This window comes from Pseudomonas purpurea, assembly GCF_039908635.1.
GTDB classification, from domain to species: Bacteria; Pseudomonadota; Gammaproteobacteria; order Pseudomonadales; family Pseudomonadaceae; genus Aquipseudomonas; species Aquipseudomonas purpurea.
This window is the reverse complement of the sequence record NZ_CP150918.1, coordinates 1,796,454-1,808,851: the sequence shown is the minus strand read 5'-3', so window position 1 is coordinate 1,808,851 and position 12,398 is coordinate 1,796,454. Positions and strand designations below refer to the sequence as shown.

Annotated in this window: 9 protein-coding genes and 2 pseudogenes; all 11 read right to left on the bottom strand. The window is 61.3% G+C overall.

Annotation, left to right across the window (positions count from 1 at the left end):
• Positions 1-6 precede the first annotated feature (6 nt).
• Positions 7-1,051: pseudogene (pseG, locus tag AABM54_RS08045) on the bottom strand (UDP-2,4-diacetamido-2,4,6-trideoxy-beta-L-altropyranose hydrolase); the annotation flags it as partial.
• Complete coding sequence (gene pseF / locus AABM54_RS08040; RefSeq protein WP_347906151.1) at positions 1,048-1,758, bottom strand: pseudaminic acid cytidylyltransferase; 711 nt, start codon at positions 1,756-1,758, stop codon at positions 1,048-1,050. The gene pseF and the pseudogene pseG, both read right to left, overlap by 4 nt.
• A 76-nt stretch (positions 1,759-1,834) precedes the next feature.
• On the bottom strand, positions 1,835-3,004 hold the full coding sequence (gene pseC, locus AABM54_RS08035; RefSeq protein ID WP_347904738.1) for a UDP-4-amino-4,6-dideoxy-N-acetyl-beta-L-altrosamine transaminase: 1,170 nt from the start codon (positions 3,002-3,004) through the stop codon (positions 1,835-1,837).
• A gap of 105 nt (positions 3,005-3,109) precedes the next feature.
• Positions 3,110-6,043 carry a TIGR00180 family glycosyltransferase gene (locus AABM54_RS08030; protein WP_347904736.1) on the bottom strand — a complete coding sequence of 978 codons (2,934 nt, stop codon included), beginning with the start codon at positions 6,041-6,043 and terminating at the stop codon, positions 3,110-3,112.
• A gap of 54 nt (positions 6,044-6,097) precedes the next feature.
• The gene (locus tag AABM54_RS08025; protein WP_347904735.1) at positions 6,098-6,826 is read right to left on the bottom strand and encodes a cephalosporin hydroxylase family protein; all 729 of its coding nucleotides are present in this window, start codon (positions 6,824-6,826) and stop codon (positions 6,098-6,100) included.
• Between the two features lie 30 nt (positions 6,827-6,856).
• Complete coding sequence (locus AABM54_RS08020) at positions 6,857-7,522, bottom strand: acetyltransferase (RefSeq protein WP_347904733.1); 666 nt, start codon at positions 7,520-7,522, stop codon at positions 6,857-6,859.
• Positions 7,519-8,640: a DegT/DnrJ/EryC1/StrS family aminotransferase gene (locus AABM54_RS08015; RefSeq protein WP_347904731.1), complete on the bottom strand. Its 1,122-nt coding sequence runs from the start codon at positions 8,638-8,640 to the stop codon at positions 7,519-7,521. The genes AABM54_RS08020 and AABM54_RS08015 overlap by 4 nt, the downstream gene beginning before the upstream one ends.
• Entirely contained in the window at positions 8,637-9,863 is a 1,227-nt protein-coding gene (locus AABM54_RS08010; protein WP_347904729.1) for a class I SAM-dependent methyltransferase, read from the bottom strand. The genes AABM54_RS08015 and AABM54_RS08010 overlap by 4 nt, the downstream gene beginning before the upstream one ends.
• Positions 9,860-10,420, bottom strand: coding sequence for a dTDP-4-dehydrorhamnose 3,5-epimerase (locus tag AABM54_RS08005; protein WP_347904728.1), 561 nt, complete (start codon positions 10,418-10,420; stop codon positions 9,860-9,862). Before AABM54_RS08005 ends, AABM54_RS08010 begins: the two co-directional genes overlap by 4 nt.
• Positions 10,417-11,500: pseudogene (gene rfbG / locus AABM54_RS08000) on the bottom strand (CDP-glucose 4,6-dehydratase). Before rfbG ends, AABM54_RS08005 begins: the two are co-directional and overlap by 4 nt.
• The gene (gene rfbF, locus AABM54_RS07995; RefSeq protein WP_347904727.1) at positions 11,482-12,255 is read right to left on the bottom strand and encodes a glucose-1-phosphate cytidylyltransferase; all 774 of its coding nucleotides are present in this window, start codon (positions 12,253-12,255) and stop codon (positions 11,482-11,484) included. Before rfbF ends, rfbG begins: the two are co-directional and overlap by 19 nt.
• Positions 12,256-12,398 lie beyond the last annotated feature (143 nt).

Here is a 12,398-nt window from a genome sequence, read left to right as displayed (position 1 = left end):
AAAAAATAATGCCGCAGCCACCCGCTCGGCACCGCGACCATCGACCAGCTCGCGAGAGCGGCGGGCCAGACTCTGGCGCAAGTCTTCATTGGCGATCATGAGACCCACCGCCTGACGCAACTGTTCGGTATCCACGTGCTCATGGGCGCCCAGGTAAATCTGCGCGCCCATTGCGGCCAGCAACTCGGCATTGGCCCGCTGGTTGGCGGCCACGCTGATACACAGGGTTGGCAAACCCAGCGCCGCACGCTCCCAACTGGTGCCGCCCCCGGCGCCGATGAACACATCAGTCGCCACCATAAGCCGGGCAAAGTCGCTGACATAGCGGTGCAACCGCCAGTGCGGGCGGTGGGCAACCAGCGCCTGCATCTGCGACCAGGCCGGATTATCGAGCCCAGCGACAAAATCGACCTCCAGCCCCTCGAAATCAGTCAGCGCGAGCATGGCCTGATGGACTTGCCCGGCGGCATCAAAACCGCCGAAATTCACCAACACCCTGCGAACCTGCGACCTGATTTCCAGCGGCTCGCGGTGGAACTCGCCACGCAACAACGCAAAGTGCGGACCGAGCAGGCGCTCGCACCGCTCATCGGTCAGCGCTTCATACGCCTGCTGCGTGCCCGTCAGGTTCTGATCCAGCAGCAAGTCCACTGCGTGACGGCGGTTGGCCAGGTCATCGATAGCGGCAATCCGCCGAGCCCAGCGGCGAGCGGCGGTTTGCCATTGATGATCGAGGCCGTAATGGTCAACGATGATCCAGTCAAAATCAGCCCTGCCCTTCAGCAGCCCATCCAGCGCGGCGATATCGGCCCTGCCATGGCAACGGCGCCTCGATGCCCAGATCGGGTTGCTCAAGCGGATAGGCCTGAGGCAGCGCGAACACCTCAAAGCCCTCAGCCTGCAAAGGCTCCAGACGATTGCCGGGCAGTTGCCGGCAGGCAAATGCGACACGGGCGCCCTGGTCGCGCAACCGATGAGCCAGCGTCAGACAACGTGCGACATGCCCGCTGCCGATGGCTGCGCTGGCGTCGGCACGAATCAGCACCCTCACGACTCAAGTTCCCCGCCAGCCTTCAGGGCTGCGTACAGGTACTCGGCGCGGGTCCAGTCTTCTTCGTTGTCGATGTCTTGCACCAGGTGTCGCGGCAAAATCACCGGCAGACTGCACGGTGAATACATCACTTCCCCGCGTTGCCAAGCGGCGGTTCGCCCCCAATAGAACTGCCCGGCATCCTGATACGCCTCCGGCAGGTCCTGGGAGCGGGTTTCGCGAAATTCCGGATAAAGCGCACTCAGCGCACCGTCCCCGTCGAGGGTCAAGGCGCGCTGTACCGGAAAACCAAACCCGCACACCGAAAAGGCAAACGACTTGTCCGGGTGCCGCTCCAGCAACTCCAAGCCCTGATGCAGATACCGCGTTTGCAGCAACGGCGCCGTCGCGTAGATGCAGCAGGCGAAATCAAAGTGTTGGCCCCGCGCCTGCAAGGCGTCGAGGGCGTGGACGATCACCGCCGCCGTCCCGGTAAAGTCATCGGCCAGGGCCGCGGGACGCATGAAGGGCACCTGGGCACCGCAGGCACGGGCCAGTTCGGCGATTTGCGGATCATCCGTGCTGACCAATACCTGGTCGAACAGCCCCGAGCGCAGTGCCGTGCGAATCGAACGGGCAATCATCGGTTCGCCGTCGAACAGCTTGAGGTTCTTGCGGGGGATACGCTTGCTGCCCCCGCGCGCCGGGATAATCGCCACGCAGCTCATCGCGTCAACACCCGGGCGCACGCGGCACTCAAGGAGCATTGCGCACAGCATCCGGCCAAGCATCGCTGTTGATCGTTCAACCCAGTATCCGCCTCAGGATTTCCACCACTTCGTCTTGCTGATCGTCGGTCAAGTCAGGGTACAGCGGCAAACTCAAGGCCTGTGAGAAGTAACGCTCCGCCTCTGGAAAATCACCTTCCTTGAAGCCCAACGCCTGGTAATAAGGCTGCAAGTGCACAGGAATGTAATGCAGATTCACCCCCAGCCCCGCGTCCCTCAGCGCGTCGAACACTTCGCGCTGACTGAGCGTGATGTGCTCAAGCTGCAACCGCACCACGTACAGATGCCAAGCGGATTCGGCACCCGGCTGGACGCTTGGCAGCGTTACGGCAAGGCCTGCCAGCAAACGGTCATAACGCGCCGCCAGTTGCCGCCGCCGGGCGACAAAGGCATCCAGCCGCGCCATCTGCGAAAGACCCAGCGCCGCGTGCAGATCGGTCATGCGGTAATTGAAGCCCAGCTCCAGTTGCTGGTAATACCACAGGCCATGATCCGGCACGTCCATTTGCGCCGGATCACCGGTAATACCGTGGCTGCGCAGACGCCTGAGCCGCTCGGCCAACTCCGCCCGGTTGGTCAGCACCATGCCACCCTCGGCGGTGGTAATGATCTTGACCGGGTGAAAGCTGAAAATCGTCATGGCCGCGTACTGACCACAACCCACCGGCCGCCCCAGGTACGACGCCCCCACGGCGTGGGAAGCGTCCTCGATCAGGGTGAAGTCATACTGTTCGGCCAGTTGCGCCATCATCCGCATGTCGCAACTCTGCCCGGAGAACGCCACCGCGACCACGACCTTGGGCAGTTTCCCGGTGCGCCGGGCCACTTCGAGTTTTTCCGCCAACAGACGTGCGTCAAGGTTCAGGGTTTGCGGGTCGATGTCGACGAAATCGACCTCTGCCCCGCAATACCGACCGCAATTGGCAGACGCGACAAAGGTGTTGGGCGTCGTCCACAGTCGATCGCCCGCCCCCAAACCCGCCGCGATGCAGGCAATGTGCAACGCCGCAGTGGCGTTGCATACCGCCACCGCGTGCTCGGCTTCACAGTGATCGGCCAGGGCTTTCTCGAAACGCTCGATGGTCGGTCCTTGCGTCAGCCACGGCGACGTGAGCACTTGCATGACCGCATCGATGTCGGACTGGTCAATGTTCTGCCGCCCGTAGGGAATCCGGTACGGCGTCATGATCCTGACTCGACGCAATACCCATCGAACCTGCCAGCCAATGCACCCTTGAACATCAACGTGTATGTGCCCATGTCATGCGTCCTTTTCACCTGTCAGCCAGGCTTATGCAAGCAACTGCGCCCAGTTCACACTGGATGCATCGCTGAGGGTAAAGCCCTTGCCGGTCAGGGCCAGGTTCTGGTTGTAGGCCACGTCCTGCTCCAGCCGTGCACGCCACTTGTCGCGCAGTGCAGCGGCGGCTTGCGGGTTGTCCGGCAAGGTGCCCGGATGCGCGATCTGCGCTTGCGGCGTCCACACAGTCAACAAACCGGCTTCGGCGACTTTCAGGCACAGGTCGACATCGGCAAAGGACTCGTCGAAATGCTCTTCATCCAGACCTTCCAGGGCGTAGAAAACTTCCTTGCGGATCATCAGGCAAGCGCCGGACACCGCTGAGTAGTTCTGCTCGACTTTCAGGCGCTGCATGTAACCGGCGGCGTCTTTCTTCTCGCCCACGAAGGGCGAACCGACTTCACCATTGAGGCCCAGAATCAGGCCCGCGCCGTTCACACTGCCATCGTGTGCCAGCAGTTTGGCGCCGACCACACCGACTTCAGGACGCTGAGCCTGATTGAGCAAGGCTTCGACCCAGTTGGCATTGACCACTTCCGCGTCGGCTGCCAGGAACACCAGGTACTCGCCCTGCGCCTGGCTGCTCGCCAGGTTGAGCAATGCCGAGGCACTCAACCGCTGTTCGGCCCTGATCACACGAACGCGGTTGCGCCCGCCCTGCTCAAGGCTCTCGAGCCAGGCGAGCAATTCAGCCGACTGACTGTGGTTGTCGGCAATCAGGATTTCGTTGTTCTGGTAACGGGTGCGCTGCAAGACGCTGACCACGCAACGCTGCAACTCGGGCAGGTTGTCGTGGCTCGCAATGACGATCGAGACCTTCGGACGATCAGCATGGCGATAATCGATCCGGTAGCGACCCGGCTCTTGCGAACTGACCACCGCCTTGTAACCACGGGTCGCCAGGTGACGCACCAGGGTTTGGCGTTCGTGTTCGTTGTCGACCAGCGCCGACTCCCGAGTGATCAGCAACGGTTCGGCCAGGTGAGCCAGGCCGGCCAGGCCACCGGTTTCGATCAGGCGCAGCAACAGGTCGAATTCCAGCGCGGTGTTGAACTCACGGGAATAGCCCCCGGCTTCCACCAGCACCTCACGACGTACCAGCCAGTGCCGCGCGGTGAGCGCCGGCAAACTTTGCAGCAGGTCGAGGTTGAAGGCCGGGCGGAACACATCGACCAGCGAGCCTGTGGCCCGGCGCTGAATCTCATCCACCGCCACCGCACGGCACCCTTCGGCGCCTTGCAACTCCAGGCTGGCGCGCAAGAAACCTGCGGCGGTGAACTCGTCGCCCGCTTCGGCCAGCATCAGCCAGTCCGACGTCGACTGACGGACAATCTGGTTGAGCTTGTCGACGTAGTTGCTTTCGCTGACCTTGACGAAATGCAGGGTACTTTGTTCGGTAGTGACCGACGGCAAGTCGCCCGTGGTGAAGACCACCACTTTGAATGCCCGGAACGCGCTGCTGAGCAGGCTATCGAACGTCACCTGCAACTTCTCCATGCTGGCGTCCAGGTCCAGCAGCAAGATACCGAACTGCGGCCCGCCGTCGTTGGCGGCCAGGTGCTGGTTGATTTTACGCACCGCCGTCTCGTTCGGCTGGCGGGCTTGCAACCAGTTGTACAAACGCCCCGTCGGCATGTCATCGAACAACTGGCGACGGTCATACAGCGGCACGCTGTCCAGACGTGCGACCCACGCGCCGATCACCTCGGCCCGGGCTTTTTCGCCCGTGTCCGCCAAGTGTTGCGCCAACCGTTGCAGCACACGACGATCAAAGGCGCCCGCCGCTACCGCCTCCTGCAACCGGTCGAGAATGGTCTCGGCGGAGTCGTTGGGGTAGGTGCGTTGCAGTTCGAGTTGCTTGAGCAATACACCTTCCATCTCCTCAAGCTGCAAGCGCCCGGCCGGCATCGCATGAAGCAGAAACTCGCACGCTGTCAGTTGCTCGAAGAAGGTGCTGTTGTAGAACGGCATTTCGACGTATTGCTCGGCGCCGAAGACCCGCTTCGGCCCCACCGTCGGATCTGTCCAGTAAGACTCGAAAATCGGTTCGATGGTCAGCGCGTTGCGGATCGTCAGGCTCTCGGCCAGGGCGGCGAAGCTTTGCAGGGCAAGCTGCGCGGTCTGCTTCTCATCGAGGTCACTGATGCCGGTCGGCAGCGCCGCCAGAAACTCGGCGAAACGTTCGCGCTCGGAGACAGATCGGGCGTCCTTGAAACTCAGGGTCGTCATGATTTCGGTGTTGTGATCCGAGCGGCCATAGTTGACCTCACGCACCACGTAGGGCGTCGGGAGAATCCGCGCCTTTGCCCGCGCCAGCATGTAGTAGACATGACCGATTTCCTGCCACTGGAAGATCGTGCCTTCAGGCATCGCTTCATACCAGTCACGCAGCAGCGAAGTACGGTGAACCGCATAGAACGGCGGAATGTACTGGCTCATGTAATCGAGTACACGATCCTGACCATGCTCGGCGTTGTAGTCCTCCTGCACTTTCTTGTCACGACGGTAGTACTGCACGTAGGTGGCGTGGGTCAGGTACATCAGGCAATAGCCATGGCACAGACCGTAATCGGGGTTGGCTTCGAGGAAGTTCACCGACTCGGTGAGCGCACCGTGCAACAGAAAATCATCGTCGGAGGCAAAGACCATGTACGGCGTGGTGACCTGCTCGACGCCGTACACCAGTTTGGCCTGAATCCCCCAGTAGCCGAATTGCGGCAGATGCCGATAGTCGATGGTGTCCGCGACCGCAGCCGCGCCCTCCAGAGCGACGGCCGATGAGTCGAGGACCAGAATCTTGCAAGGCAGCGTGCTGTAGAACTGCAATGCCCTGCGCAGGAACGCCGGGCGATTGTGTGTAATCAGCACCAGAGTGAACAGCTCACTCAGGGGCAACGTGTTTTCAGAACCGTAAATGCCTTGCATATCCTTCCCCACCACAGACCGATTGCCTGATGAACGCTTGAATAAAGTTGTCGCTTAACGCACGCGGCGCAGGTAGCCGTCCGGCGCGACAGTGATCAGCAGTTTGCTGTGAATCGCCTGGTCGATCTCGAAATCGCGGTTTTCTTCCAGGTAAGCCCATACGGCGGTTTTCGGGTTGTCACCCTTGCCCCACGGACGGTCCGGGAATGCATCTTCCGGCATGTCTTCGACCACGGTGTCCATGACCACGCAATAGCTGCCCACCGAAACCATCGGTGCATACAGGCGCAGCTCTTCGAGCACGTGTTCGTGGGTGTGGTTGGAGTCCAGTACCACCAGCACTTTCTTGCCCTGGATACGCTCGCGCACCTGGTCGACGATGGCGGTGTCGATGCTCGACCCCTGAATCATCTGGATCCGTTTGCTCATCGGGTGAGCCTCGATCGCTTCGCGGTTGTGCTGGCGAATATCGATGTCCACCCCCAGCACTTCCCCATGGCCCATCAGTTCCAGGATCGACGCATAAAACACCAGCGAACCGCCATGGGCGATACCGGTTTCAACGATCACATCCGGACGCAGGTTCCAGATGATTTCCTGCATGGCGACCATGTCCTGAGGGAACTGAATGATCGGCCGGCCCATCCAGCTGAAGTTGTAGGTGTACTTGTGTTTGGCCGTGGTGCCGACCCAGTTCAGGGACTCGGCTTGCAGCGCCTTGTCCTGTTGCAGGCCTTCGATGTTGTCTTTTACTTCTTCGCGAAACTGCTCATGAAGATTCATTGAAACGCTCCAAAAAAATAGGCAAACGGGTTACTTGAAGACCCTACCGTCGGGGTAAGGCACCACGTTGGTCTTGATGATCCTGGCGGGATTGCCCACCACGACCGAATAATCCGGGACATCTTTGGTCACAACGGCACCGGCGCCGATAGTGACCCAGCGACCGATACGCAAGCGCGGAAGAATGGTGGCGTTGGTGCCGATGAACGTTCCATCGCCGATCTCCACGCAACCGGCAATGCACACACCCGGCGCCATGAACACCGAGTGGCCGATTCGCCCTTCATGCCCCACCACACTGCCGGCACTGATGCTGGTGTTGTCACCCAGCGTGACTTCGGCTTGCATGATCACGCCTTCCTGCAAATAACTGCCCTGCCCCATGCGGATCATGGTCAGGTCAATGCCGGGGTGTACGAACTGGCCCAGCGTGGCACCGGCCTCGACCAACCCGCAGGTGGTCTCGTAGCGCAGCCGGGTGCTGCCGGTGATCAGGTTGACGAAACGCGCGTCGGGCCCTTTGAGCTCACTCACACGCTCGGAACCGCCAATGACCGGCACCCCATAAAACAAAGTGCCCTGCTTGCCTGGGTCGTTGTCCAGAAACGCGAACTCGACGTTCGGCGTGCTGCGTTTCACAGCCTGCAGCATGCGCACCGCTTCCGGGTTGGCCGCGCCCAGCAGATACATCTTCACAGCGAATGCCTTTTTGCCAGCAGGCCGCGCACTACATCCACCACTCGCGCCTGATCGGCATCGGTCATGTCGTGATAACTCGGCAGGTTGAACGCGCGCTCCGGCAAGGCAAACGAAACCGGTGTATCAACGTCGTGCTCGTTGAACATGGGCAACGACGACAGTGGCCAGAAGAACACCCGGGCGTCGATATCGGCAGCCTGGAAGGCAGCAATCATCTCGTCGCGATGAATACCGGTCTCGGCATCGAATACCACGGTGGGCATCCAGTAACCGTTGCGGGCGTGTGCTGGCTCGGGGTTCAGTGACACACCCGGGAATGGCGCCAGCGCACGGGCGTAATTGGCAAAAATCGTCCGTTTGCGTTCGATCAGTTCCTCGATTCGCTCGACCTGGGCGCAGCCGACGGCGGCCTGCAAGTTGCTCATTTTGTATTTGAAGCCAATGAACTCAGGCCAGAACTGTTTGGTGCTACCCGCGACACGACCATGGTTGGACAAGGTCAGGACACGCTCGTACAAGGCTTTGTCCGAGGTGACGAAAATGCCGCCCTCGCCAGTGGTCATGGTTTTGGTGCCATGAAATGAAAACGCACCGAACGCCCCCATCGAGCCCGCAGCCTTGCCGCGCCACTGCGAGCCGATGGCTTCGGCAGCATCTTCGATGACCGGGATACCGTGTTCGCGTCCGATCGTCAGCAACGCATCCATGTCGCACAGATTGCCGTAAAGATGGACCGCGAGAATGGCTTTGGTCTTCGGGGTGATTGCTTGCCTGACGAGTTCCGGGTCCAGGCACCAGCTATCCGGCAGCACATCGACAAGCACCGGCGTCGCGCCCAGATAGGTAATCGGTGCCGCCGAAGCGATCCAGTTGGTGTTGCCCAGGATCACTTCATCACCCGCGCCGATACCCAGCGCCGCCATGCCCATGTGCAGCGCGCCGGTGCAGCTTGAGGTCGCGATGGCATAGGCCGCCCCAAGGTGTTCGGCAAACCCGTGCTCGAAGCGCGTCAGGTATTCGTAACAGCGTGCGCCCCAACCGTTTTGCACGGCATCCAGGGCATACCGGGCTTCCAGTTCGCCGACACTCGGTTTGGTGTAATGAATTCTGCTCATTGGATACTCAACTCCGGAACGGCGACGACAAACTGTGCGCCCCACTCTTTGACCGAGGCGAATTGCTGGGTGATTTCAGCCAACAGGTTCCATGGCAGAACCAGGATGTAGTCGGGTTGTTCGAGGGCGATACGCTCGGGCGACACCACCGGGATACGACTGCCCGGCAAGTACTTGCCCTGTTTGTGCGGGTTGGCGTCGGCCACCCAGGCCAGCAGGTCAGGCTTGACCCCGGCATAGTTGAGCAACGTGTTGCCCTTGGCGGCAGCGCCGTAACCGACCACGCGCTTGCCATCGGCTTTGGCCTGCAACAGAAAGCGCAGCAACTGGTGCTTGATGCCCACCGCGGCTGGCGCCAGGGTTGTGTAGTACTCCGGGGTTTTCACGCCAGCGGCGAGTTCGGCCTGCAATTGCTGTGCAACCGCCGGCTGCACGTCGCGACGACTACCGTCGGTACGCTGCACGAACACCCGCAGCGAACCACCGTGGGTCGACAGTTGGCTGACGTCGAACACTTCCAGGCCGTTACGCGCGCACAACGTCTGCACGGCCGTCAGCGACAAATAGGAATAGTGCTCGTGATACAGCGTGTCGAATTGCTGCCCGGCCATCAGCGTCAGCAATTGCGGAAACTCGAAGGTCGCCACGCCCGTCGGCTTGAGCAAGGTCGCGAAGCCGCCGAGAAAATCATTGATGTCCGGCACATGCGCCAACACATTGTTGGCCGCCATCAGGTCGGCGGCCCAGCCTTCGGCAGTCAGTTGTGCAGCGGTTTCGCGTCCGAAGAACAGCTCGCGAATGTCCAGGCCTTTTTCCCGCGCTGCTTGTGCGGTGCTGCGCGTCGGCTCGACGCCCAGGCAAGGAATGCCGCGCCCTGCCACGTATTGCAACAGGTAACCGTCATTGGCAGCGATCTCCACCACGCGGCTTTCGGCGGTCAGGTCGAAGCGCTCGACCATCTCGGCCACATAACGCTCGGCGTGAGCCAGCCAGGTGCTGGAGAAGGAGCTGAAATAGGCGTACTCGGCGTCGAACAGGCTGTCGGCGCTGGTGTAATCCTCGGTCTGTACCAGCCAGCACTGCTGACACACCGCGACCTTCAACGGCACCCATTGTTCGGCGTGTTCCAGTTGGTCGGCACGCACGTAGGCATTGGACGGTGGCGAGGTGCCCAGGTCGATCAGCGGCAAGGCCAATGGAGTACCGCAACCACGGCAGTTCATAGACGCACTCCGGCGAAGTGTTCATCAAGCAAGGGATGGCTGGCGTCCCTTGCTGACAGATTATTGACAGGCAACGGCCAACGGATCGCCAGCCGTGGATCATTCACCGACACGCCGCCCTCGTGTTCAGGCGTGTAGTCGGCGCTGTGCAGGTAGAGCAACTCGGCGTCGTCGGTCAGCGTCTGGAAGCCATGGGCAAAACCGGCCGGGATCAGCAGGCCGCGACCATCACCCGCGCGCAGGTGTTCGGCGTGCCAGTGCAGGAACGTTTCGGAATCAGGGCGCAGGTCAACTGCCACGTCCCAGACTTCACCGCGCAGGCAGGTGATCAATTTGGCTTCCGGCTGCGCCGCATTCTGATAATGCAGACCGCGCACACTGCCGCGTTCGCGGGTGCAGGAATGGTTGATCTGACGAATGTGAAACGGCTGGCCAAAGGCACTCAGGCTGCCTTCGCAGAACAGCCGGGCGAAGTGCCCGCGCTGATCTTCAAAGCGCTTGTGCTGCACGCTGAACAGACCTTCCAGGGGCAACGCTTTCAACAGGAACTCGCTCACAGCGCACCTCGGTACAGGTTCAACTGGCCCAGCGTGACTTCACGCATGTCATCGCCGTTTTGCCAGGCCAGGTGCCAATCCAGGGTCTGGGTCAGGCACTGCTGCAACGTCCAGCGCGGTTGCCAGGCCAACAGTTGACGGGCGCGGCTGCTGTCCAGGCGCAACAGGCCTGCTTCATGCAGATCACTCGGCTCGATGCGCAATCCACGCGCTTGCGGCCAGCGACTGGCAAGCAACTCGACCACCTCGCCGACGCTGCACATGTCGGCTTCGCTCGGGCCGAAGTTCCACGCACCGGCAAACTCGGGGCCGTGCTCGTACAGGCCGGCAGCCAGTTGCAGATAACCGGCCAGCGGCTCCAGCGCGTGCTGCCACGGGCGAACCGCTTGCGGGTAGCGCAGGGTCACCGGCTCATCGGCGGACCAGGCCCTTGAGCACGTCCGGGATCAAGCGATCGGGAGCAAAATCGCCGCCGCCCAGCACGTTGCCGGCCCGCGCCGTGGCCATTGCCAGGCCATGCTCGGCGTAGCGCTCTGCCGGGAAAAACGATGCGGCGTAAGACTGCGCCAGCAGCTCGCAGCAGGCCTTGCTGCTGCTGTAGGGATCATGCCCGCCCAGGGCTTCGTTTTCGCGGTAAGGCCACAGCCATTCCTGATTGGCGTAGACCTTGTCGGTGGTGACCAGCACGCATACGCGCACGCCGCCGACCTGCCGAATCGCTTCGAGCAGATTCAGGGTGCCCATGACGTTGCTTGAATAGGTGCCCAGCGGATCGCGGTAACCTTCACGCACCAAGGGCTGCGCGGCCAGGTGCAGGACGATCTCCGGTTGGGTATCGGCGATCAGTTCCAGCAACGCGCCCAGGTCTCGCAAGTCGCCACGCTGGTCGTTGATGCCTTCGCCGACGCGCGCCAGCTCGAACAGGCTCGGCTCGGTCGAAGGATCAAGGGAAAAACCGCTGACCTTGGCGCCCAGGCTTTGCAGCCACAGCGTCAACCAACTGCCCTTGAAACCGGTATGACCGGTGAGCAGGACCCGTTTGCCGCGCCAGAATTCAGTACTCAGTCCCATTGCTTCCACGGGGCCTCCCCGCTTTGCCACAGGGCTTCGAGGTGGTTTTTGTCACGCAGGGTGTCCATCGGGTGCCAGAAGCCGTCGTGCTGGAACGCGGCTAATTGGCCGTCGTGGGCCAGGCTGGTCAACGGCTCGGATTCCCAGACTGTCTCGTCAGCGGTAATCAGCGGCAGCACCTTGGGCGACAAGACAAAGAAGCCACCATTGATCCAGCCGCCGTCGCCGCGAGGTTTTTCGGTGAACCCGCGAACCAGGTCGCCGTCGCGCTCCAGGGCACCGTAACGGCCTGGCGGTTGGACCGCAGTGACCGTGGCCAGTTTGCCGTGGGACAGGTGGAAGTCGACCAGCGCGCCGATGTTGAGGTCGGAAACGCCGTCACCGTAGGTAAAGCAAAAGGCTTGTTCACCTTCAAGATAACGGCTGGCGCGACGCAGCCGGCCACCGGTCATGGTGTCCTCACCGGTGTCGATCAGGGTCACGCGCCACGGCTCGCTGTAGTTCTGGTGAACGTCCATGCGGTTGTTGCACATGTCGAAGGTAACGTCGGAGGTGTGCAGGAAGTAGTTGGCGAAGAAGTCCTTGATCGCGTAGCCCTTGTACCCCAGGCAGATCACGAAATCGTGAATACCGTGGGCGGAGTACTGCTTCATGATGTGCCAGAGAATTGGCTTGCCGCCGATCTCGATCATCGGCTTGGGCTTGAGGTGCGACTCCTCGCTGATTCGCGTACCCAGGCCACCCGCCAAAATAACTGCCTTCATCGTCTCCCCTCTTGTTCGTCACAGTGCCCTGCAAGCTGTATCAAGCAATTGCGCAGCTTCTGGGTAAAACCTTCAATGCCGCGCATGGCACCTGCGAAACAATCGCAAGTGCTCGTTTTATGGCGATATAGGGGGACCTTGCA